Below are 22,631 nucleotides of genomic sequence, written 5' to 3'. Positions count from 1 at the left end.
CTCAGCCTCCGTTGAATTCGTTTTGAGCTCGTTCAATTCCATGTAGTACAAGCGTTTCAACTGCGTCAGCACTTCGTTGAATCACATTCGGGATGACATCGCGTTCAGTTCCAGCAAAAGACTTCAATACGAAGTCAGCGGGATCTTGGCGACCAACTGGGCGGCCAATCCCAATTCGCACGCGTGCGTAATCACCATTGCCAAGAGATTTACGAATGCTCTTCAAACCATTGTGACCGTTGTCGCCGCCACCTATTTTGATACGCACGGTGTCGAGCGGAAGGTCAAGCTCATCATGAATCACCACAAGATGATCTTCTGCAACGTCGTAGAACTGCATGAGTGCCTTGACTGGTCCACCAGAGGTGTTCATGAATGACCACGGCTCTACGAGAACTACCCGCGCATCTGCACCCGGGTTTCCGATTCGACCTTCAACTACACCAGCAACAGCGCGCTTATGACGACTCAGCGTGCCACGCATTCGCGCAGCAAGTTCATCGACAACCATGAAGCCAACGTTGTGGCGGGTGGTTGCGTACTCCGGACCAGGGTTGCCGAGCCCAACGATCATCCAGGTCATCGGCAACAGGCCTTACTGAGCTTCGGCCTCAGCTGCTGGAGCTGCAGGTGCTTCAGCAGCGCGTGCTGCTTCATTTGCTGCAAGCGCTTCGGCTGCATCAGCAGTTGCCTTGACACCGAATGCGGTACGAGCGGTTGCTTCTTCTGGCGTGATGACGATGAGGTCAACATGCTCGAGGTAGCGCTTGACCGGTTCGCGCTGAATGTCACGTGGCATAGCCAAAATGGTCTTGCCGTTCAACGACACTGACAACACGATGTATGACTTGCGAAGTGCAAGATCAAGATCATGGTTTGGAAGTGAAACGTGCAGAAGTTCAGTGCCGTGGCCGTAGATCACTGCAGGGACCAAGCCTTCGCGGCGCAGGCGACGTGCTGCACCCTTGCCGAAGTCGGAACGCTCTTGGGCAGAAATGGCGATCGTTGACACTGTGAAACTCCTCGTTTACTCGTAAGTCAGCCTCGGCAGAGCGCGGATAGCGCTGACCTTCGTCGATCACGGTTCATGCGAACCCTCGCCGAGGAGAGATGAGGACACTATCAGTGAGAGGAGGCATCTTCCGAATCAGGGCTTCCCTCAAACAGGCTGGTGACCGATCCGTCGGTAAAGACCTCATTAATTGCCTGAGCCAATATCGGCGCAATTGAGAGCACCTTGAGCTTGGGGAACTTACGATCTTCAGGGATCGGCAAGGTGTCGGTGACCACGACTTCGGTGATATTCGAATTCTGCAAACGCTCACGGGCCGGATCACTCAAAATCGCGTGGGTTGCCGCCACGATGACTTCAGTTGCGCCATTCTCAAAGAGGGTTTCTGCAGCCTTCACGATGGTTCCACCTGTGTCGATCATGTCGTCGACGACCACGCACACGCGGCCCTTCACGTCACCCACGACTTCGAAGACCTTGACCTGGTTTGGTACGTCTGGGTCGCGGCGCTTGTGAATGATGGCAAGCGGTGCGCCGAGCTCGTCGGTCCAGCGCTCGGCTACGCGCACACGACCAGCATCTGGTGACACCACCGTGATGCGATCGCGGTCAATGTGATTGCCCACGTACTTGGCCAGCAGTGGCAGTGAGAATAGGTGATCAACAGGGCCATCAAAGAAACCTTGAATCTGCGAGGTGTGCAGGTCCACAGTCATGAGGCGATCCGCACCAGCTGTCTTGAAGAGATCAGCAATGAGGCGTGCCGAGATTGGCTCACGTCCGCGGTGCTTCTTGTCTTGGCGGGCATATCCGTAGAAGGGCATGATCACCGTGATGCGCTTTGCGGATGCACGCTTCAACGCATCCACCATGATCAGGTGCTCCATGATCCACTTATTGATTGGCGTGGTGTGACTTTGCAGCACAAACACATCAGCACCACGAACAGATTCCTGGAAGCGCACGAAGATCTCACCGTTGGCGAAGTCATAGGCCAGGGTGCGTGACAGTGGAATACCGAGTTGCTCAGCTACCTCTTGTGCGAGCTCGGGATGTGACCTGCCCGCAAGCAACACCATCCGCTTGCGGTTTGGAAACTCTTGCAGGTTCACTTTTCCTCCTGTGCATTGGCTTTTTGTGCTTCTTGTGCTGCTTGTGCTGCTGGTGTTCCAGGGCGTCGACGCAATACCCAGTCCAACACATTTCGTTGTTGTCCTCGAGCAATAGCAATCGACCCTGGTGGTACATCTTCGGTGATGACTGATCCCGCTGCGGTGTAGGCCCCGTCACCCACGGTGACTGGGGCTACCAACATGGTGTCGCTGCCGATACGTACGTGCTTTCCCACGGTAGTGCGGTGCTTGGCAACGCCGTCGTAGTTCACAAATACGGTGGAGGCACCGATATTTGAACCTTCACCGATATCGCCGTCGCCGACATAACTCAGGTGCGGCACTTTGGCATCGTCGCCAATGTTTGAGTTTTTGATTTCTACGAAGGCCCCAGCCTTGCTATGGGTGCCCATCACTGTTCCTGGGCGCAAGTACGAGAACGGACCAACAGTTGCTTCATCGCCAATCACTGCGAGCTGGGCCCACGTGTGAATGACTGAAGCATTCGCGCCCACTTCACATGAATTCAAGGTTGTGCCCGGGCCAATTTTTGCGCCAGCAGCAACTGATGTTGGGCCAAGCAAAGTGCAGTTCGGAAGGATTGTTACATCGGGCTCAAGTTCAACGTCAACATCAAGCCACGTTGTGGCTGAATCAAGAATTGCTACACCGCTACGCATCCACTGCGCATTAATGCGATCGCGCATGATGGCTGCTGCTTCGGCGAGCTGGTACCGATCGTTCACACCAAGAATTTCGCTTGAGTCAGCGCACATAGATCCAGCAACTACAGCGTTCTCATCGCGAAGGAAACCAATCACGTCGGTGAGGTACTCCTCACCTTGCGAGTTGTCAGTAGTGATGTTTGCAAGGAGTCGAGTCAGGTCACTTGCAGCAAAGCAGTACATGCCTGAATTGATTTCATCAATGAACAATTCATCTGACGAAGCATCTTTGTGCTCCACTATGCGAAGTACGCCACCTGCCGCATCGCGAACAATGCGACCGTAACCAGACGCGTCGTCAAGCTTCGCCGTCAACACGGTTGCATGTGCCTGCGTTGCATCATGTTCATTGACGAGCGCAACCAATGACGCGCCTGTGAGCAATGGAGTGTCACCAGTCAGTACAACAACTGGCCCGCCATCAAGTGAAACTCCTCGAGCCTGCATCTCTGTCAGAGCAATGCGCACTGCATGCCCCGTGCCTCGTTGTTCTTCTTGCACAACAGTTGAGGCCCACGGTGCGATTTCTTCCACATGAGCCGCGACCAGTTCGCGTCCATGGCCCACAACAACGATCACATGCTCAGGTTCAAGGGTGGCCGCAGCTTCAAGGACGTGGCCAAGTAGTGAACGTCCAGCAACATGGTGCAAAACCTTCGGAGTGGCCGAGCGCATCCGCTTGCCCTCGCCAGCAGCAAGAATCACTACGGCTGCAGGTCGCGTCACGAGAACTGAGACTATCGGCTCGGGAACCGTGAAGCGTGATTCCCCCAAAGATCAGCGCGCAGCGCTCCACTCCTGAGCAAAACGATCAATCACTTCAGCGCAGATTTCAGGGTGCGAGACGGTCAAATGATGCTTGGCTTCTGGAACATAAGTGACAGATGTTCCTTCTGGGGCAAAACTCAAGATGAACGTCACAACTTCTGGGACGACAACGGTGCTTTCCATTGCGTGCACATAGTGGAACGGCACTTGGAGCGCCGCGATGCTGGCATTGAGTCGCTCTTCGTCGATTTGAGGAGCGACCACCTGGTCGAACTTCCAGGTCCATCGCTCATCAACAGCTTTGACCCCGTAATGGGCCAAGCGTTCGAGCAATGCTGGATCGTCACCCTCTTGTGGTGGCATCAACCGAAAGCGACCCACAGCGTCTTCCTTGGTTTCGTAATACCGAACAGGGCTGGCCGCGGCGGCACCAATTGGTCGCATGCGTCCTTCACCTTGAATGAAGGTATCCATGGCAATCACTCCAAGGGCCCGCTCCGGAGCTTGGGTTGCCGCCATCACCACTGAGGTTCCACCCAAGCTGTGCCCAACCATCAGTGCCTTGTCAATGCCAGCATCGTCGAGCACTGCGTTGACTTCCTGGCCCCAGATATCGATGCCATAGGCATCACGGTGCCCGCTATCGCCACTACCGCTGAGATCCAAGGCCACGACCGTGTATTTCTCAGCAAGAAGCGGAACTACCTTGGCCCACCACACATGGTGAGCTCTGAAGCCGTGGGTAAGGACCACCGCAGTATCGCCGTTGCCGGTGACCGAGTAATGAATTGGCGCCCCAGCCACTTCAACAACATGATCGTGCTGGTCCATATGGACACCCTTCGCTAGAGCGAGAGCTCCCGGGGGAGGGATCGAACCTCCGTTGACGGATTCAAAGTCCGCTGTCCTGCCGCTAGACGACCCGGGATTGTTTGAGCAGCAAACGATATTGGCTAGGCCCTCGCGTTGCGAAAGCGACTTGGTTACGCTACCGTAAGTTACGCAACCGTAGGTCTTGAGATTTACGACTGGCGCTAAGGAGTATTTGTGACCATTTCCCCCGCTGTCGATCCCATTGACCAGTTGCCGCCCGAAGGTGCGCCTGATCAAATTCAACTCCAGCCGCTGTCCATGCGGATCACGGTCGGTGTTTTTGTCGTCATTCCCTTCCTTGCGGTGCTTGCAGCGATTCCGGTTGCGTGGGGTGGATTCCTTTCATGGGTCGACATCGCTCTGTTTGTCTTGTTCTGGGCAATCACCGGCTTAGGCATCACTGTTGGCTATCACCGCTTTTTCACACATGGATCATTCAAAGCTGGGCGCGGTGTAAAGATCGCTCTTGCCGTCATGGGCTCCTACGCACTTGAAGGTTCAGTTGCACAATGGGTTGCTGACCACCGCAAGCACCACAAGTTTTCTGATGCACCAGGCGACCCACATTCACCTTGGCTAGAAGGTGATGTGAAGTTCCCATTGCTTAAGGGTTTTTGGCATGCGCACACTGGATGGTTGTTTGATGAACAACAAACACCTGTCACGCAATACGCGCCAGATATTGATGCAGACGATGACCTACGCCTGTTAAGCAAGTGGTACCCAGCACTCGTCGTAGGTTCACTCTTGATCCCAGCGATCCTTGGCGGACTGATTACCTGGTCATTTTGGGGAGCTGTAACTGCCTTTTTCTGGGCAGGCCTATTCCGCGCTGCATTTATTCACCACGTAACTTGGTCAATTAACTCTGTTTGTCACATCTGGGGAAAGCGCACGTTTAAGTCGCGCGATAAGTCAACCAACGTGTGGTGGCTGGCAATTCCATCCTTTGGCGAGTCTTGGCACAGCCTGCATCACGCGGAACCAACCTCAGCTCGGCATGGTGTTCTCAAAGGCCAAATTGATCTCAGTGCGGTATTTATTCGCACCCTTGAAGTGCTGCACCTTGCAAATGACGTGCGCTGGCCAAAAGTAGAACGCCTTGAACGCAAACTCGTTGATCCCTCTATGGCGCCACGGATTCGTGGGTACAAGAAGGCCGCATAAGCATGACTACTTCTGAAATTACGCGCGACTCCGTAACTCAGTTACATCCTGTTCCTAAATCAGTGCCGCGTGAGCGCGTACGTATGACAGGGCATGAACGACGCGAACAACTCATCACTATTGGACGCAAGCTCTTTGCCGCTAAGGGTTTTGAATCTGTCAGCGTTGAAGAAATCGCGGCAAAGGCCGACGTTTCAAAACCTGTGGTGTACGAACACTTTGGAGGCAAGGAAGGCCTTTATGCAGTGATCGTTGATCGCGAAATGAATGACCTCCTGCTTGCGATTACCAAGGCTCTTACTGTGCAACCGGAAGAAATTTCTAGTGCACGAATTTTATTAGAGCGCGCAGCAATGGCGTTATTCGATTACATCGACGCCGACCCAGATGGTTTCCGTATTTTGGTTCGCGATGCTCCAACTATGAGTGATTCAGACTCTGCCATCGTTGGCTTCCAGCACTCACCATCTTTTGCCAGCGTGATCAGTGACATTGCAGCGCATGTTCAAGAATTACTTGCTGTGCAATTCAAGGCACACAAGATCAACACCAAACTTGCACCGATGTATGCGCAAATGTTGGTTGGCATGGTTGCGCTCACTGGGCAATGGTGGCTGGAAGAGCGCAAGCCGAAAAAGGACGAAGTGGTTGCTAACTTGATTAACTTGGCCTGGAATGGTTTGGGCAATATGGATTCCAAGCCCAAGCTCATCAGTAAATCGCGCTAAATAATTCGCGCTCCATGCGCTGGCCCGAAGGATCGTTTCACTGATCGCACGAGTCCACTTGATGTCAGCGCTACGGCTATGTCGAGTGCATGGTCGCCGTCACGTGCAACAAAAGCGCACGTTGGTCCACTCCCCGACACAATTCCTCCGAGTGCTCCTGCTTCATCCCCTGCTTCGATCACCCGCTGAAGTGATGGGCGCAACGAAAACGCAGCTTGCTGGAGATCGTTATCTAATGACTTGCCCAGTAACACTGGGTCACCCACTCGCAACGCATGCATCAGGTTGTCTGACACGTACGGATCCGGCACGTGCTTTCCTTCACGCAAACGATCGCACTCTTGGTACACGGCAGCAGTCGAGAGACCCTCGGACGCAAGGGCAAAAACCCAATGAAATGAACCCTTAGCCAACACCGGAGTGAGCTGCTCGCCTCGACCACTACCAATCGCCGTACCACCATGAAGAGAGAACGGCACATCACTGCCGAGCACCGCTGCAAGTTCGTGAAGTTCGGCCTTTGGTGTGTGTAACCCCCACAATGCATCGCAAGCAACGAGAGCACCCGCTGCATCCGCGCTCCCACCGGCCATGCCACCTGCGACCGGGATCTGCTTGTGAATACGAATCGCAACATCAGCGCTCACACCTGACGCCTCAGCGAGTAATTGAGCTGCCCGCCATGCCAAATTAGATGAGTCCAGTGGAACATCGCCCTGGCCTTCCCCATCACAGGTCAAGGAAATTCCAGAACCTGCTGGCATGCGCACTGCTGTGACGTCGTCATGGAGCGCAACAGAGTGGAAAACCGTTGCCAGTTCGTGAAAGCCGTCTTCACGACGCGGCCCTACAGAAAGCTGCAGGTTCACTTTCGCGGGAACGCGAACAGTTACTTCATGTGCTGGCATATGTGAAGGCTAAGTCCTCGGCGATACTGACGCGCAGTCAGCCGCGCGCCAGTGCATCTGCCAGGCGGGCGAATTCAACAACGGTCAATGTTTCACCCCGAGCGCCAGGATCAATTCCTGCTGCACGCAATGCCGTTTCGGATCGATCTGGCCCACCGGCAAATTGCGCCAGAGCTCCACGCAGTGCTTTGCGGCGCTGACTAAAGGCTGCGTCGACAACCGAAAACACATACTCGCGTGGGGCTTGGCACTGAGGTGGCGCAGTACGCACCAGTCGCACTAACCCAGAATCAATATTGGGTTCTGGCCAAAACACTGTTCGTCCAACTGTTCCGACCAACTCAACGTCACCAAACCAGCGAGCCTTCACGCTTGGTACTCCATAAACCCGACTGCCCGGGCCCGCGGCCAGTCGATCGGCCACTTCCTTTTGCACCATCACCAGCATGCTTTCAATCTTGGGGAAAAGCTCCAAGAAGTGAAGGAGCACTGGAACTGAAATGTTGTAGGGAAGGTTGGCAACAAGGGCCGTAACTTCACTAGGAAGCGACGTCACAGTGAGCGCATCAGCTTCAATAACCGTGATCCGTGATGCGGATTCAGGTAGATGCGCGGCAACAGTCTTTGGCAATTGCTCAGCAAATTGCGTTTCAATCTCTACAGCAACCACATCGTGGTCGGCTTGGAGAAGTGCCAAAGTCAAGCTTCCCAACCCGGGGCCAATCTCAAGAACCCGACAACCATCAGGAAGTTGCGCACGTCGCACAATGCGTTCAACCGTGTTGGGATCAATAACAAAGTTCTGCCCACGTTTTTTTGTTGGCCGAATATCTAGGGCCTGCGCCAATTCTCGAATTTCGCGAGCGCCAAGCAAGCCGCTCACCATTCACCGAACACACGTTGCGCATTAGCCCACAAATGCCCAGCCATCACTTCTTCAGATACGCCGCGCAACGAAGCAAGCGCGCGCACTGTGAATGGCATGAGATACGAGGCGTTTGGTTTGCCGCGGTTTGGTACGGGAGTCAGATACGGAGCATCTGTTTCTACCAGGATCAACTCATCCGGCACCACGGTTGCTGCTTCATGGAGATCAGTCGCATTCTTGAACGTCACCACGCCAGCAAAGGAGAGATACCAACCTTGATCAGCACAGAACTTCGCCATGGCTGCATCGCCACTAAAACAATGGAAGATCACTCGTTCTGGCGCACCTTCTTCAATCAAGATGTCCATGACGTCTTGGTGTGATTCGCGATCGTGAATCACCAAGGTTTTTCCTACTTCTTTGGCAATCGCAATGTGTCGACGGAATGACTCTTGCTGAATTGGGCGCAACTCTTCTGAGCTACGGAAGTAGTCGAGCCCCGTTTCACCAACAGCTCGTACTACATCTTCGCGAGCCATGGATGCGATGGCCTCGTATGCAGCCTCGAGCCCCACGCGGCCTTCTTTTTCAAAAATACGCGGTGCTTCATTTGGATGCAGTCCAACACCCACCACGAGTGCTGGTCGTGTTTTTGCAAGCTCGATAGAAAGGCGTGCTGCTTCAAGATCGCAACCGATTTGCACGATTCGTGTGACACCAACCGAAGCAGCCAGTGCAATCAACGTGTCAGGGTCGGGCATTGACCCGCCATGAAGATGGCGGTCATGAATATCTAAATGGCAATGCGTATCAATAACCGGTGCAACTAATGCCACGGGCGACGCAATGCTCATTCGGCAACTTCCTCCAGGCGTGGGAACAAGCCCGCCCCCTTAGTAACTGGTGCGCCAACAGGCAATTGACCCCACCGGGCAACATCTCCAATGCGCTGATCATCAATCGCGCCAAGGGTCGCTGCTGCACCCAGGTCATTCCATAGTTCGCCCATGGTGTTTGGCATCAATGGGTAATAGAGCACTGACATTGCCCGCAGCGATTCACAGATTGTGTACAGCACGGTATGAAGACGCTCTGTTTGTGCTTCGTCTTTCGCCAGAACCCAGGGCTCTTGCTCTGTGACATACATATTCACCGCATCAACAAAACCCTTAACGGCAACAATGGCTGTTGAGAAATCCAGCTGATCCATCGCAGCTTCTGCATCCGCAACAACAGTTGCGAGTTGATCTGACAGCGCTGTTTCTGCTGCCGTTGCAACTCCGGCTGCTGGCAACTTGCCCTCGCAATAGCGGTTAACCATCGCAGTGCCACGTGATGCCAAGTTGCCAAGTCCGTTTGCCAATTCAGCAACGTAGCGCGCACTCATGTCTTCCCATGAGAAAGAGCCATCACTACCAAAGGAAATTGCACGCAAGAAGTAATAACGGAATGCATCCGAACCAAAGTGATCAATGATCTGCGAAGGGGCGATGCCGGTGAGTTTGGTCTTTGACATCTTCTCGCCACCGACGAGCAACCAACCGTGGGCAAATACCTTGCCTGGCAACGGAAGGTTTGCCGCCATCAGCATCGCCGGCCAGTAGACCGCGTGGAAACGCAGAATGTCTTTACCGACGAGGTGAACATTTGCTGGCCAAATTTCAGCAAAGCGCTTTCCTGCATCGCTATCCGCTGGTTGGCCGTATCCGATTGCGGTGATGTAGTTCAAGAGTGCGTCAAACCAGACGTACACCGTTTGTTTTTCATCCCAAGGAAGTGGAATTCCCCAGCCCACGCTTGATCGCGACATTGAGATATCAACCAAGCCACTGCGCAAGAAGCTCATGACTTCGTTGTATGCACTTGGCGGTTGTATAGCTTCCGGATGTGCTTGGTAATGCGCGATCAATTGATCTGCGAAAGCCGAGAGCTTAAAGAACCAGTTTTCTTCCTGCAATTGCTCAGCTGGGCGGCCGTGAACGGGGCACACTTGCTGCCCTTCAAATTCACCGGCGCCAGCAACGAGATCACCTGGAAGTTTGAACTCTTCGCAACCCACGCAGTACGGACCTTCGTAAGGCGCTGCGTAGACGTAACCGTTTTCGCGCACTGCTTCCCAAAAGCGCTGCACCGCTTCAATGTGACGCTCTTCAGTCGTGCGAATGAAGTCGTCGTTCTTGGCATTCACAGTTTCAAGCACGGGGAGCCAGTCGGCAGTGACTAAGCGGTCAACCCATGCTTGCGGGGTGACGCCGCCGGCATCAGCTGCTCGCTGCACCTTGGTGCCATGCTCGTCGACTCCGGTCAGGAACCAGACATTTTCCCCACGCTGACGATGCCAGCGAGTGAGAAAGTCACCGGCAACGGTCGTATAGGCGTGCCCAATATGTGGAGCATCGTTGACGTAATAAATCGGCGTGGTGACATAGAAAGATGCCGATGTATTCGTCGAGGCCATGGGCCAGATCCTACGGTTTGGCCGCCTTGGCTTGGACCACAGCGTCGTAGACCTCGCGGCGCGGAACTCCGGCCTCCTGAGCCACTTCGGCAATCGCAGCTTTCCGATCGGTTCCGGCTGCCTCACGGGCGTGCACTGATTTCACCCAATCAGCTGGGGTGACCAGCCCTTGAACACTGCGGCGCTCATCCATTGATGCGCCAGTAATCACAACTGTGCACTCTCCCCGCACACCTTCGCCAGCCCAGATCACCAGTTCCGCCAGGGTGCCTCGCTTTACCTCTTCATAGGTTTTGGTGAGTTCACGACAGACTGCGCCGAGGCGATCTTGGCCTAGACCTTCAGCCAAAGCGCTCAGCATGGCTTCAATGCGATGTGGGGCCTCGAAAAAGACCATGGTGCGTGCTTCTGCTGCGAGATCGGCGATCCGAGCCAAGCGCTCACCGCCCTTACGCGGCAAGAAGCCCTCAAAGCAAAAGCGATCAACGGGCAATCCAGAAACCGCTAACGCCATTAATACTGCTGAAGGGCCAGGGGCAGCGGTAACCGGAACTCCTCGAACAACGGCTTGCGCAACAATGCGATATCCCGGATCACTCACGGATGGCATGCCCGCATCAGTGACCACAACAATGACCGCGCCGGTGAGCGCTGCGTCGACTAACTCAATGGCGCGAGCCTGCTCGTTGGCGTCGAAATACGACACCACCTTGCCGCCGATTTCGATGCCGAGATCTGAGGCCAAGCGGCGCAAGCGGCGAGTGTCTTCAGCAGCCACGATGTCGGCGGTCTGCAGCAAGTTCACCAGTCGCGCAGATGCATCGTCCTTATTCCCTAAAGGGGTGGCCGCTAAAACTATGCGACCCATCGGGCTTTGCGTCGATTCAGTCACGTAGCCATCTTGTCATCCACCTACGATGGCAGCGTGCTTGTGGCCCGCGACACCGAATCGCTTCCGAGTCGGCTCGTGCCTGCAATGCCACGATCCTCAGGCTGGATGAGTGCCCTGATCGTCACAGCAATCGGTGCAGGTCTTCGCCTGATCAATCTTGGGCAGCCTCATGCAATTATTTTTGATGAGACCTACTACCCCAAAGATGCGCTTTCACTGATCAAGTTCGGTGTTGAGCACGGAACTGTTGACGGTTCTGATCAAAAACTTCTCGACTACACCGGATCTATTGCCAACCTCAATATCTTCACTGATGTCGGTTCGTTCATCGCGCACCCGCCATTGGGTAAATGGATCATCGCGTTAGGTGAACTAGCCCTCGGACCAAATCCGACCGGCTGGCGTGTCAGCGTTGCCATTATCGGGATCCTTTCCGTGCTTCTCACGGCACGAATTGCCCGCCGGCTCACCCGATCAAATCTCATTGGGGCACTTGCCGGTCTTTTCGTTGCACTAGACGGTGTTCATCTTGTGATGAGCCGCACTGGTCTCCTGGACATCATTCTTGGCTTCTTCGTACTCATTGCCTTTGGCTTGTACCTCTTAGATCGCGATCAAGTACGCCAGCGCATGGCAAAACAAATCCAAGAACATGGCATCGCGAGCACCGCAACTTTGTGGGGACCAAAGTTCGGCATGCGACCACTGCGTTGGGCTGCTGCCTTTTCACTTGGTCTTGCATGCGGAGTGAAATGGTCGGGCATTTATTTCGCTCTGGCATTTATCGCGATGTCATTGGTGTGGGACGTGTCAACGCGAAAAGTCATTGGTGTTGAACGGCCTTGGCGCGCAACTCTTCTGCGCTCAGCCCCACCAACTGTTGCAATCAGTTTCGCGATCATGCTCATTACTTATGTTGCGACGTGGTCGGGTTGGTTCCTGAGCGATGAAGGCTGGGATCGCAACTGGGCAGTAGGAACGGGAGCGCTTGCAGCGCTCAGTTCCCTTCTCCACTATCACTCAGAAATGTGGAACTTCCATGTTGGGCTGACAACCGAGCATTCATATGCAAGCAACCCTTGGTCTTGGCTACTGCAATCTCGCCCTACTTCGTTCTACTGGGCTGACATTAAGGATCACAGCAAAGGCTGCGAGGTTGACTATTGCTCTTCTGAAGTTTTAGCTCTCGGCAATCCAATTATTTGGTGGGCTGGAATCCTCGCAGTGGTCTATCAAGTGTGGCGTTGGCTAGGTAAACGCGATTGGCGTTCTGCTGCTGTGCTCGTTGGCATCGCTGCAGGTTGGTTGCCATGGATGATGTATCTCAACCGAACAATCTTCACGTTTTACACCGTGGTGTTCATGCCGTTTCTTGCAATTGCGCTGGCGATGTCTGCCGCTGCATTACTTGGACCACAGGATGCAACACCAGAACGCAGGAAGCGCGGAGCAATTGCGATCGGCGTACTTGTTGCAGCCGTGGTGCTTGCTGCATGGTGGTTCTATCCAGTGTGGACAGGTGAGGTGATTCCTTATGACCAGTGGAATCTACGCATGTGGATGCCGACCTGGATCTAGCGGATGTCAGCCGTTGGCAACGCGAACGATCGGCAGTTCAGCCGTTTCGTCTTGATGATTCACCACAACTGGAGCGTTCGCGGTGTCAACACGACGACGCATCGTGTTCGCGGCATTCACCATTGCTGCGCCATCCCATTCATTTGGGCGGTTGCGATCGATTGGTCGCGGAATCACTGAAGCACGCGGTGAGTTCACGTAGGTAGGAAGTGTTGATGGAACCGCTTCCCATGACTCTTCTTCATCCCAGGCATTCCAGTTTTCCCAGTCATCGTCAACAGCGGGCGCAACTGGAGCAGCGGGAGCTACTGGCTGCGTCATCGGGCGACGAGTGCGGGTTGGCTCAACATAGGCATTTCGTGATGAGTTGCGTGAAGTGTTCGAGGAGGTGCGCTGCGATGCAGTCATTGCGGTGGCTGCAACAAAGGCAGCCACGAGTACAGCCATGAGGATCGGCAGAATCTTTGGCACAACTCCAGCAACCGCCATGAATAAGGTGATTGCAAGCAGGCCCGCGAGTGAACCAAGAACGATCGTGCGACGCTGCGCAGCCCGCTCATGCGCTGATTGGCGGTATTGATTGGCAGCTGAACGACGATTTTCCACAGTTTCCCCAGAGCGCTGGCTACCCAGCGAACGCATTGCAGTGCTGAAGCGAGTTGTTGACCGTACTTCGCTGACCTGATCGTGACGACGCAGCCAAATTGGGATGAGAACGGCAGCCCAAAGCGCGATGATCACTAGATAGATCAATCCCGTCACGATGCGTACGTTAAGCCCCTAAGCGCGGGACAAGTTGGATGTGACGATTACGACATTTGGCGTGTCGCAAAAGTACCGGTATACGTCAATGCGATTGCGATGCGCGCCAATGGCTCACAAATCCTTGCGGACGTTCACCTGCAATCACCGCGTAACAAATGTGATCGCGCCAATCACCGTTGATGTGTAAGAAAGATCGACGCAATCCTTCTTCTGGAATCTCTAATTTTTCCACTACTCGTCGCGATGCAGCATTTTCGGGCCGAATCTGAATTTCTATGCGATGGAGTTCAAGTTCTTCGAAGCAATAGTCCAATGCCATCGCTACTGCAGTGGGCATAATCCCCCGACCAGCAACCCTCTCATCGATCCAATAGCCGATATATGCAGAGCGAAGGGACCCAAAGGCGATTCCACCGACGGTTAATTGGCCAACGAGCTTTCCATTGAAGGTCACCACCCAGGGCATGACCCGACGCATCCGGGCTTGGCGATGCAACGTGCGCACCATGACACCGAATGAAGCTGGAATTTCGCCTGCAATACGGCCTTCTTCTGGAACCGTGGCCTCCCACTGCTCTAACCAGTGCAAGTTGCGCATGCGCACTTCGCGCCAAGCTTTGGCATCGCGCAAGCGAATCGGGCGAAGCCCTACTTCGCCTTCAATCAGGGTTGTTTGCCAGCTCACGAGAGCTTTGCGACGTAATCGCGCAGCCAAGCGCGAAGGTCTGGCCCAAGATCTTCACGTTCAGCAGCCAACATGATGTTGGCTTGGAGATACGAAAGACGATCGCCTGTGTCATAACGACGGCCTCCGAAGATCACGCCACGCACTCCACCACCTTCAGTGGCAGGCATCGTTGCCAGCACGCGAAGCGCATCCGTGAGTTGAATCTCTCCCGCTCGACCTGGGGCCGTATTGCGCAGCACTTCGAACACTGCTGGGTCAAGGAGATAGCGGCCAATGACTGCATAAGAACTTGGCGCCTGTGCTGCTTCTGGTTTCTCAACGAGATCAGTGACTCGAACCACATCGTTCTCGCTCGTGACTTCAACCGCAGCACAGCCATAGAGCGAAATTGATTCAGCCGGAACTTCCATCAAGCAGATCACTGATCCGCCATGTTCTTCGCGTATCTGCATCATGCGCGGCAGGATCGGATCGCGTGGATCAATGAGGTCATCGCCAAGAAGAACGGCAAACGGCTCGTCACCGACATGGTTTTCCGCGACAAGCACCGCATGACCTAGGCCCAATGGATCGCCCTGACGCACGTAGTGAATGCGAGCGAGCTCTGTTGGTTCAGTAACCAAGCCAAGGCGTTCTTCATCACCTTTGCGCTCTAAGGCTTCTTCTAACTCAAAATTGCGGTCAAAGTGATCTTCAAGCGGGCGCTTGCTGCGACCAGTAATAAAGAGGACATCTTCGAGTCCGGCAGCTACGGCTTCTTCCACCACGTACTGAATAGCTGGCTTATCTACGACAGGAAGCATTTCCTTTGGCGTGGCTTTAGTGGCTGGAAGAAAGCGGGTCCCAAGGCCTGCTGCAGGCACCACGGCTTTACGGACGACTTTCGACATAAGTAAGACCCTAGCCGGCCAAGATGGGGCACGATGGATTCGTGACTGCCAATTCTTCGGAAACCTCGCAACAAAAAGCGATCGCGAGAAGAAGGATTCGTGCCGCCCGCGCAGTGCAGGCCCCCTTCGAACGCGCTGAAGCTGGTCGAGCCTTCGCCCATGGGGTGCTCGAAGTTATCAATCCCCTTCGGCCGACCTGTATTGCGCTGTATTTCTCAACTGCAAGTGAGCCAAGCACCGATGAATTACTCGATGAGCTCTGGTCCCGCGATATTCAGGTGCTCACTCCTCGCGTTGTGGGTGAAGCCCTGACCTGGGTGGACACTGAACGAACTACGCCAACACAGATCGGTGCTTTTGGTATCCGTGAAGCGCAGGGCAACGCAATTGTTGATCTTGGAGAGGCACAGGTGATCGTGTTACCTGCACTCGCAATTGATCCGATGGGACATCGCCTAGGTCAGGGTGGTGGATTTTATGACCGAGCGCTAGCGCAATTTGAGTCTCCCCCGCTGTTAATTGCAGTGGTCAATGACTCAGAAGACCAAGAAGATATTCCTGTTGAATCACACGATGCTCGCGTTGACGTTGTTGTCACCAACGCGCGCGTTCGTTACATCACGCCAACGCAGAAGTGATCGACCACGCTAACCAGAAGCTGGCAACACATAACACCGTCATCAACACCACGAATCCCCAGAATGCTGACCTACGTTCACACCACAACGCATTGCTTTCCCATGCGAATCCAGAAAATGTTGTGAGAGCTCCGCAGAAACCGCTTCCCGCAACAATTGCCAAGGTCGGGTTATGAAGCCCAAGCACAATTCCTAACAGCACAGAGCCAACAACATTCACTACGAGGAGACCTAATGGAATGCGACTGACCGCCGTGCGTTCCGTAACAAATCGGTCAATGACATATCGCGTAGGTGCGCCAACTCCAGCACCTAAAACAACCCAGCCCATCGTTGAAAGGTTCATCTGACACGCACACTTCGATACGCCCAAGTTCCAATTGGAACAGCCAGGAGACCAACAACCAGGGTCACCGCTATATAGAGAACCGTCACGCTCATAGATTCCGCGGTGAGTACGACATCAGCAGCGAAGGTGGAGAAGGTGGTGAAGCCACCGAGGACTCCAGTGATGAGAAATGGCTGTATCCAGGGGCTTGCGGTGCGCTCACGTAACCAAGGCAAAGCCGCGCCAATGGCCAAAGCCCCCAAGATATTGACACACAAGGTTGCAGCAAGCTGCTGTGTTGAGCCGCTACCGAAGAATTCTGCAATCGCTACCCGGCCCAGAGCACCGACGATTCCTCCAAGTGCAATCACGGAAAGCAGACGAAGTGGGAATCGGGTGCTCACCTGCAAAACCATAGGGGGCACACACCTGAATTGGTTTAGTTCAGGGTCACCGGGCACAATTGGAGAAGAAGAACTTGTGCGTCAACTCCGGAGGAATCAGTGCCAACCTACGAATACTCATGCTCCAACTGCGGCGCTGAGCTTGAGGTTGTGCAAAAGATGTCGGATGACACTCTCGTGGACTGCCCAGAATGTAAGGAACCCACGCTTCGCAAATTGTTCAACAACGTTGGCGTGATGTTCAAAGGTTCAGGCTTCTACCGGACTGATTCACGGTCAGGCTCTGGAAGTTCAGATGCCGGATCTTCAAGTGCACCCGCTCCAACAAGCAGCCCCGCATCAACTCCAGCGGCGAGCAGTCCTAGCACCTCATCAAGTTCCAGTGGTACCAGCTCACCAGCTTCAAGTTGAGCTGTGGATAACCGTTTTCCTTCAACCCTGAAACTACTTACGCTGCCTCAATGGGCGAACTTTCCACAATTCTCGCGAATCTTCGGATCGCTGTAGCTCAACATCGGCGCCTAGTTGCTGCTGCATGCGCTGGCTTAGCCGCGTTGCTATTTCTCGGTACGGTCACGGGCGGAGCAAATACTGCCGCCGTAACAGGTACGCCTGAATCCATCGTCACTTCCCTCACTACCAATGAGGTTGCAGTGCCCATCCTGCTTGCTGACAAACAACTTGCTGGCGCAGCCCAACTTGGAAATACCGTTCGCCTCATTCAGCTCTTCGATGACAGAGAACCCGTGGTGATCACTGAACATGCGCGCGTGATGAGTAAGGGGAGTCCATCAAGTGTCTTGAGTTCCGGGGATGAATCACTCATCGTGGTCGCCGTACCTTCACAGGATTCAGTGCAAGTGGCAGCAGCTGGCGCATCCGCGTCCCTTACCCTTGTCGTTACGTCAGCACGCTCTTGAGGGGATTCACATGTTTCAAGGTTTCAAGACTTTCGTCCTTCGCGGCAATGTCATTGATCTTGCCGTCGCCTTTGTCGTCGGTGCTGCGTTTTCCACCTTGGTTGGCGCATTCACTAAAGCCCTGATCGACCCTGTTGTAGGGATATTCCTCGGCGGTGGAATCGATGCCGGAACCGTCACCATTCGCGGTCAGATTATTGATTTCTCGATGTTGATCAACGCACTCATCACGTTTTTTATTACGTTGACGGTGATCTATTTCGTTTTTGTTGTGCCGATGAATGCCTACCGCAAGGCAACCGGCCAAGGCACTGTTGATGCAACGCCTGCTGACGTCAAACTTCTGCAGGAGATCCGCGACTTACTGAAAGAACAACAGTCCTCTTAACTTCGCTTTTTAGCCACCATGATGTGGTGGAACTTCTCCTCGCAAGAAATCATCGCGAGATTCAAAGCCGCCTTCTTCATCACGCGTGACATCAGGAAGTAAATCAACAACCAACTTCTTTGGCGTCTCTGTTTCGGGAGGTGTTGGATCAACGGACATGGGAGAAGCCTACGTCGAACAGTTACGAACCGTTTTTCCCATCAATCTTTGCCTCTAACTTCTCAATCATTGCTTTGAGCTCATTGATCTGATCAAGCACAGATTGGGCTGGTGTCTCCTGAGGGGTTTGATTCGTCGACTTCTTGACCAGCGTTGCTGCCATACCTGCAGAAACCACGCCCAGCACGCTAATACCTGCAAACATCACCAAGACTGCATAGATCCGACCCAGAGCTGTCACTGGCACGAAATCGCCGTAACCAACTGTCGTGATGGTTTCAAAACCCCACCACAAGGCATCACCGAGCGACGTAATTTCCGCGCCAGCAGCTCCACGCTCCGCGTTGAGCACCATGAGCCCGCCAACCCACACGACCAACACCACGCCGATCGCCGCCGTGGTCATAGCGCTACCGGAGAGGAATCCCTTCTTCGACAGGAATCCCCCACTGTTGAATGCGCTGAGTGCACGAAGCGCGCGGAACTGTGGCAATACGACGGTGATGGTGTCGAGCCAGTTGGTACGGAAGAACCGTTTCTTTGGCTTCACCATGATGAATCGGAATAACAGATCAAGCGCGAACAGCAGCCAGAGCACCTTGCCGAAGTCATCAAGCAAGGTCCACCAGGTTGTTCCTGGCCGATGCCAGATGGTTTGGACGGAAAACGTGAACAGGTAAATCAGTGCGAGGAACGAAAGTAGGTTCGACGTCTTCTTTTCATAGATTTCGATCCACATTTGCCTACGCGTGACAGGCGCTTGTGGTGAATTCATGGGAAGAGCCTAGGAATTGCACACAGAAAAACCGAGGACGAAACGCGCAACGTACGATCAATCTGTGAAAGAACACGAGTGGCGCGATCGGCAGGCTGCGCACGCTGCTCGAGTAGAACCGTGGGTACGTCCTCGCCTGGAACGAAAGTACGTGGGTGAAAAGCATCCCGTTGATGACTTTCTTTTTGACTACTACCCCTACTCAATTGGAAAACTCCAGACTTGGCACCCAGGTTTTGGTGTCGTTCTTGAAGATGATGCGCAAGAGTTTCTCGATCACAAGGACTATCTGTGTACCGACGCAGGGATCACCCTCAACCGAGCAGGGATCACAAAGCGCAAACCGCGTCTCAAACTTGCCATCACCATCCTGAACAACACTTCGACTAAACAACCACTTTTCAATTGCTTAGGAATGCACGAGTGGGCAATGGTCTACAAGCTCAAACCAGATGAAGTACGACATGAAAGTTATGCCCTTCGATTGGGCACTGAAAAAATTGCCGACCTTGTGGATGAAGTTGGGTTGCGGTGTACACACTTCGATGCATTTCGCTTTTTTACTCAAGACTCAAAGCCGCTGAATATCATCACACCAACACGCGAAACCCAACCCGAACTTGAGCAGCCCGGATGCGTTCACGCGACGATGGATCTCTACAAATATGCCATGTGGGCCAACCCATACTTGCCAAGCGAATTTGTGGCTGATTGCTTTGAACTTGCTCGTCAGGCGCGCACTCTAGACATGCAAGCTTCGCCCTATGACTTACGCGCACTTGGTTACGAACCAATTCTGATGGAAACCAACGAAGGTCGCACTGAATACATCACGCGCCAAAAAGCGTTACACGAGTCAGGATCTGAACTGCGATTGCAGTTGCTCGATCATTTGAGAAATCTTTGCTCGCAAGCGATGTAACAAAGCGTGTAAATATCTCGCATTACATTAAACACTCATAAGAATGACATTCCGCAAACGAGATTCTTGATTCTTTGATCAGCATTTCCTCACAAAATTCCTTTGTTCACACAGTGTTTATGACCTAGACCACTTCACGCTTCGTTACATACCCATTTGCCATGGGAGAATTTGTACGTCAACACAACACATAGCAAGTGTGAGCAGGCCACAAGCCGCAGCAATCACTTGCGCAATTCAAAGGAGCACAACTCCATGAAGTTCATTAATGCACTATTTGGTAAGTCACACATCAGCAAGACCGATGCGATGTATCGCGATTGGGATCGCCTTCGCGCGAATGCTGTGAGCTCAAGTGAGCTAGCCGAGATCGACGCAATTTTCTCTCGCGCAATCTAAATAAATCCCCGCTAGAGCACATCTGCGCTGGCTGAGGGGAAAGCCGTTACGGCGGTGCCACCACTCAGCCAGCCAGATCGGCACTCTGCCAGACTTGGGGCCGTTTCACGGCTCCGTAGCTCAGGGGATAGAGCAGTGGTTTCCTAAACCATTGGCCGGCAGTTCGATTCTGCCCGGGGCCACCAGGTTTACGTCACGCTTTGATTCGATTCAGCGGCTTCATCATTCACATGTGTGAAGAAGACGCGCGCTCTTCACCTTGGCGCCTATGGTGCGTCCATGACTTCCCAGACGCCAAGCCGCTTTGGGCCTGTACCCATTGTCATTATTCATGCACTCGCTGGACTAGGCATTGTGTTTTGGCTCTCGCAGATAGTCAGCGCCCTCATTGACGGGACTCATGTCTGGGTCACTCTGGGCCTAGGCCTGATCCTTGGTGGAGCACATGTGGCGATCTGGCGAATGACCTCGCTGCACTCAACTCACGCCATTTGGGCCATGTGGTTCGTCTTTGTGGGTGACAGCGTCCTTACCATTTTCGTGAATTGGCATGCGATCGTGCTGGTCGCTGCCACCGTTGCGTTACTACTGCTCGCGCACATGCCTTCTGCTCGGCGTTGGTTCACCTCGCCTTCCTGATTGGGCTCGGCCTGGGCTTAAAGGTCGCCGGAAATGTCCGTTTGATTCGGTAAACAGATATTTGTAACGATTTAGCATCTTTCTTCCCTATAACTAGCAATTAGGGCGTTATCCGCGGAAAATTACCGATAAGCCCACGCACATGGTGTGGGTGGTTCAAGGAGGATTCATGTTCAACTACTCGCACAAAACGCGCGTATCGACAGCACTTGCTGCCGGCGCAAGCGCTTCAGTGCTGCTGAGCGTTGTGGCAACTTCTGCCATGGCTGCACCAGCTCCAAAGCCAACCGCTGCAACCAACGCAACCTGCGCAGCTACCCCTGGCGTAACCCCAACCCAGATCACCATGGGCTGGATTGGTTCAAAGTCAGGCCCAGCCGCTGCAACGTTCATGGGTGCATCACAGGGTGCTCAGCTTCGTGTTGACCAAGAAAACGCCAAGGGTGGCGTCAACGGTCGCAAGATCAAGCTCAACATTTATGACGATGCCACGAACTCTTCACAGCAAATCGCACAGGTCCAGAAGGCCCTCGGCGAAGGTGTCTTCGGCCTTACCTCGACTACGTCAACTGTTTCAATGTACCCAACGTTGAAGTCAGCTGGCATTCCTATCACTGGTTTCTCAAACGCAGCTTTCGGCACCGACATCAACGCATTCGGTGACGCTGGCGCAACCACCAGTGCTGTACCAACGCTTGCTACCAACCTCGTTCTCGAGAAGCAGAAGCAGCAGGGTGCAACAAAGATTGCAATCATCAACCACGCAACAGCAAGCGCTGCAGCATCACAGAATGCACTTGCAAACCTCGTGCCGCTGATGGGCGGCATGACTGTTGCTCTTCGTATTGCTGACTCACCAGCTGGCGCTCACGATGCAACTTCAGAAGCACTGCGCATTAAGAACTCAGGTGCTGACTCGGTCAACTACTCGGGTTACATCGATGGCGCAATCTCTCTTGCACAGGCTCTCAAGCAGCAGGGCGTCACCTTGAAGTCATTCGCAGTGGCTGGTCTTTCAGACCCAGCAGTGTTGAAGACTGCAAACGGTGCTCTTGATGGCGCACTTGGTCAGACCTACGGCACCGCACCTGTTGGTGTGAACGTCCGCGCGGTGAAGACCTTCGCATCAGCAATGAAGGCTGCTGGCATCAACCCTTACGCACCAGCTGCTCCACTTGGCTACGTCGGTGCCGACCTGTTCATTAAGGGTCTCAAGGTTGCTGGCAAGTGCCCAACACGCGCATCGTTCATCAGCAACCTTCGCAAGGTCACCAGCTACGACGGTGCTGGCATGCTTCCAGGCAAGGTCTCGTTTGTTCCAAAGGGCATCATGCCAAACGGCAACCCAATCACCTGTAACTGGTTCACAACTGCAAAGGGCACTGAACTCGTGCCTGACGCAAAGACCACCTGCGGTGGAAAGATCATCGACACCACAACAGGCAAGGTTGTCTTCGGATAATCACAACTGAGTGTCACAACTGTGGCGGGTCCCTTATTGGGGCCCGCCACAGTTGTATTTCTGGATAACGATTGCCGTCGCATAAGTCCTATTTTATCCTGAATTCTGGTAACGATTGCGTATCATTCGTTGCTATTACTAGTGAAAAGAGCCGATTCGAGCCAA

General features: G+C 53.8%; 27 protein-coding genes and 2 tRNA genes. 11 read left to right on the top strand and 18 right to left on the bottom strand.

The annotated features are described in order from the left end of the window. Position 1: 1 nt before the first annotated feature. The 6 genes from pth to PHN51_03170 form a co-directional block, all read right to left on the bottom strand. Entirely contained in the window at positions 2 to 583 is a 582-nt protein-coding gene (pth, locus tag PHN51_03195; GenBank protein ID MDD2817785.1) for an aminoacyl-tRNA hydrolase, read from the bottom strand. A 12-nt stretch (positions 584 to 595) separates the two neighbouring features. Next, positions 596 to 1,012 (bottom strand): 50S ribosomal protein L25, encoded by a 417-nt coding sequence (locus PHN51_03190; protein ID MDD2817784.1) that lies wholly within the window; start codon positions 1,010 to 1,012, stop codon positions 596 to 598. A gap of 110 nt (positions 1,013 to 1,122) precedes the next feature. Next, entirely contained in the window at positions 1,123 to 2,124 is a 1,002-nt protein-coding gene (locus tag PHN51_03185; protein ID MDD2817783.1) for a ribose-phosphate diphosphokinase, read from the bottom strand. After that, positions 2,121 to 3,575 (bottom strand): bifunctional UDP-N-acetylglucosamine diphosphorylase/glucosamine-1-phosphate N-acetyltransferase GlmU, encoded by a 1,455-nt coding sequence (gene glmU, locus PHN51_03180; protein MDD2817782.1) that lies wholly within the window; start codon positions 3,573 to 3,575, stop codon positions 2,121 to 2,123. The genes PHN51_03185 and glmU overlap by 4 nt, the downstream gene beginning before the upstream one ends. 51 nt (positions 3,576 to 3,626) lie before the next feature. After that, entirely contained in the window at positions 3,627 to 4,448 is an 822-nt protein-coding gene (locus tag PHN51_03175; protein ID MDD2817781.1) for an alpha/beta hydrolase, read from the bottom strand. Between the two features lie 26 nt (positions 4,449 to 4,474). Then, a tRNA-Gln gene (locus tag PHN51_03170) sits at positions 4,475 to 4,545 on the bottom strand. A gap of 119 nt (positions 4,546 to 4,664) precedes the next feature. Here PHN51_03170 and PHN51_03165 point away from each other — a divergent pair. Both PHN51_03165 and PHN51_03160 read left to right on the top strand, forming a co-directional pair. After that, positions 4,665 to 5,657 carry an acyl-CoA desaturase gene (locus PHN51_03165; GenBank protein MDD2817780.1) on the top strand — a complete coding sequence of 331 codons (993 nt, stop codon included), beginning with the start codon at positions 4,665 to 4,667 and terminating at the stop codon, positions 5,655 to 5,657. Between the two features lie 2 nt (positions 5,658 to 5,659). Beyond that, a complete protein-coding gene (locus tag PHN51_03160) occupies positions 5,660 to 6,385 on the top strand; it encodes a TetR/AcrR family transcriptional regulator (protein MDD2817779.1) in 726 nt (241 codons plus the stop codon). Here PHN51_03160 and PHN51_03155 read toward each other — a convergent pair. The 5 genes from PHN51_03155 to rsmI are packed head-to-tail and all read right to left on the bottom strand — an operon-like array spanning position 6,382 to position 11,511. Next, positions 6,382 to 7,293: a 4-(cytidine 5'-diphospho)-2-C-methyl-D-erythritol kinase gene (locus PHN51_03155; protein MDD2817778.1), complete on the bottom strand. Its 912-nt coding sequence runs from the start codon at positions 7,291 to 7,293 to the stop codon at positions 6,382 to 6,384. The genes PHN51_03160 and PHN51_03155 overlap by 4 nt on opposite strands. Positions 7,294 to 7,330: 37 nt before the next feature. Beyond that, positions 7,331 to 8,179, bottom strand: a complete 849-nt coding sequence (gene rsmA / locus PHN51_03150; protein MDD2817777.1) for a 16S rRNA (adenine(1518)-N(6)/adenine(1519)-N(6))-dimethyltransferase RsmA — start codon at positions 8,177 to 8,179, stop codon at positions 7,331 to 7,333. Then, positions 8,173 to 9,015, bottom strand: a complete 843-nt coding sequence (locus PHN51_03145) for a TatD family hydrolase (protein MDD2817776.1) — start codon at positions 9,013 to 9,015, stop codon at positions 8,173 to 8,175. The genes rsmA and PHN51_03145 overlap by 7 nt, the downstream gene beginning before the upstream one ends. Next, positions 9,012 to 10,619 (bottom strand): methionine--tRNA ligase, encoded by a 1,608-nt coding sequence (gene metG, locus PHN51_03140; protein MDD2817775.1) that lies wholly within the window; start codon positions 10,617 to 10,619, stop codon positions 9,012 to 9,014. The genes PHN51_03145 and metG overlap by 4 nt, the downstream gene beginning before the upstream one ends. A 10-nt stretch (positions 10,620 to 10,629) precedes the next feature. Further along, positions 10,630 to 11,511, bottom strand: coding sequence for a 16S rRNA (cytidine(1402)-2'-O)-methyltransferase (gene rsmI, locus PHN51_03135; protein MDD2817774.1), 882 nt, complete (start codon positions 11,509 to 11,511; stop codon positions 10,630 to 10,632). A 33-nt stretch (positions 11,512 to 11,544) separates the two neighbouring features. On the opposite strand from rsmI, the gene PHN51_03130 reads away from it, so the two are divergent. Next, entirely contained in the window at positions 11,545 to 13,089 is a 1,545-nt protein-coding gene (locus PHN51_03130) for a phospholipid carrier-dependent glycosyltransferase (GenBank protein MDD2817773.1), read from the top strand. A gap of 6 nt (positions 13,090 to 13,095) precedes the next feature. Here the strand turns inward: PHN51_03130 and PHN51_03125 are convergent, their stop codons facing one another. From PHN51_03125 to PHN51_03115, 3 genes are all read right to left on the bottom strand, one after another. Beyond that, positions 13,096 to 13,851: a hypothetical protein gene (locus PHN51_03125; protein ID MDD2817772.1), complete on the bottom strand. Its 756-nt coding sequence runs from the start codon at positions 13,849 to 13,851 to the stop codon at positions 13,096 to 13,098. An 85-nt stretch (positions 13,852 to 13,936) separates the two neighbouring features. Beyond that, positions 13,937 to 14,539, bottom strand: a complete 603-nt coding sequence (locus PHN51_03120; GenBank protein ID MDD2817771.1) for a GNAT family protein — start codon at positions 14,537 to 14,539, stop codon at positions 13,937 to 13,939. Further along, on the bottom strand, positions 14,536 to 15,432 hold the full coding sequence (locus PHN51_03115) for a UTP--glucose-1-phosphate uridylyltransferase (GenBank protein ID MDD2817770.1): 897 nt from the start codon (positions 15,430 to 15,432) through the stop codon (positions 14,536 to 14,538). The genes PHN51_03120 and PHN51_03115 overlap by 4 nt, the downstream gene beginning before the upstream one ends. Positions 15,433 to 15,473: 41 nt before the next feature. Between PHN51_03115 and PHN51_03110 the strand changes: the two genes are divergently transcribed. Next, entirely contained in the window at positions 15,474 to 16,070 is a 597-nt protein-coding gene (locus tag PHN51_03110; protein MDD2817769.1) for a 5-formyltetrahydrofolate cyclo-ligase, read from the top strand. Here the strand turns inward: PHN51_03110 and PHN51_03105 are convergent. Together PHN51_03105 and PHN51_03100 are read right to left on the bottom strand one after the other, a co-directional pair. Then, positions 16,051 to 16,416 (bottom strand): CrcB family protein, encoded by a 366-nt coding sequence (locus PHN51_03105; GenBank protein ID MDD2817768.1) that lies wholly within the window; start codon positions 16,414 to 16,416, stop codon positions 16,051 to 16,053. The genes PHN51_03110 and PHN51_03105 overlap by 20 nt on opposite strands. Then, positions 16,413 to 16,802: a CrcB family protein gene (locus tag PHN51_03100; protein MDD2817767.1), complete on the bottom strand. Its 390-nt coding sequence runs from the start codon at positions 16,800 to 16,802 to the stop codon at positions 16,413 to 16,415. Before PHN51_03100 ends, PHN51_03105 begins: the two co-directional genes overlap by 4 nt. 461 nt (positions 16,803 to 17,263) lie before the next feature. Here PHN51_03100 and PHN51_03095 point away from each other — a divergent pair, with 461 nt between their 5' ends. Both PHN51_03095 and mscL read left to right on the top strand, forming a co-directional pair. Then, entirely contained in the window at positions 17,264 to 17,722 is a 459-nt protein-coding gene (locus tag PHN51_03095; protein MDD2817766.1) for a hypothetical protein, read from the top strand. 10 nt (positions 17,723 to 17,732) lie between these two features. Then, the gene (gene mscL, locus PHN51_03090; protein ID MDD2817765.1) at positions 17,733 to 18,110 is read left to right on the top strand and encodes a large conductance mechanosensitive channel protein MscL; all 378 of its coding nucleotides are present in this window, start codon (positions 17,733 to 17,735) and stop codon (positions 18,108 to 18,110) included. 9 nt (positions 18,111 to 18,119) lie between these two features. Here mscL and PHN51_03085 read toward each other — a convergent pair whose 3' ends face one another. Together PHN51_03085 and PHN51_03080 are read right to left on the bottom strand one after the other, a co-directional pair. Then, complete coding sequence (locus tag PHN51_03085; GenBank protein ID MDD2817764.1) at positions 18,120 to 18,269, bottom strand: hypothetical protein; 150 nt, start codon at positions 18,267 to 18,269, stop codon at positions 18,120 to 18,122. Positions 18,270 to 18,291: 22 nt separating this feature from the next. Beyond that, positions 18,292 to 19,044 carry a potassium channel family protein gene (locus PHN51_03080; protein MDD2817763.1) on the bottom strand — a complete coding sequence of 251 codons (753 nt, stop codon included), beginning with the start codon at positions 19,042 to 19,044 and terminating at the stop codon, positions 18,292 to 18,294. 64 nt (positions 19,045 to 19,108) lie between these two features. Here PHN51_03080 and PHN51_03075 point away from each other — a divergent pair, with 64 nt between their 5' ends. From PHN51_03075 to PHN51_03055, 5 genes are all read left to right on the top strand, one after another. Beyond that, positions 19,109 to 19,966, top strand: coding sequence for a 3-methyladenine DNA glycosylase (locus PHN51_03075; protein ID MDD2817762.1), 858 nt, complete (start codon positions 19,109 to 19,111; stop codon positions 19,964 to 19,966). Positions 19,967 to 20,221: 255 nt separating this feature from the next. Beyond that, entirely contained in the window at positions 20,222 to 20,365 is a 144-nt protein-coding gene (locus tag PHN51_03070) for a hypothetical protein (protein ID MDD2817761.1), read from the top strand. Between the two features lie 109 nt (positions 20,366 to 20,474). Next, positions 20,475 to 20,550, top strand: a tRNA-Arg gene (locus tag PHN51_03065). 94 nt (positions 20,551 to 20,644) lie between these two features. Next, positions 20,645 to 21,004, top strand: a complete 360-nt coding sequence (locus tag PHN51_03060) for a hypothetical protein (protein ID MDD2817760.1) — start codon at positions 20,645 to 20,647, stop codon at positions 21,002 to 21,004. A gap of 169 nt (positions 21,005 to 21,173) precedes the next feature. After that, a complete protein-coding gene (locus PHN51_03055) occupies positions 21,174 to 22,466 on the top strand; it encodes an ABC transporter substrate-binding protein (GenBank protein MDD2817759.1) in 1,293 nt (430 codons plus the stop codon). Positions 22,467 to 22,631 lie beyond the last annotated feature (165 nt).

The organism is Candidatus Nanopelagicales bacterium, from assembly GCA_028687755.1.
Lineage (GTDB): Bacteria > Actinomycetota > Actinomycetes > S36-B12 > S36-B12 > UBA11398.
This window is presented reverse-complemented; position numbering and strand designations above follow the sequence as displayed.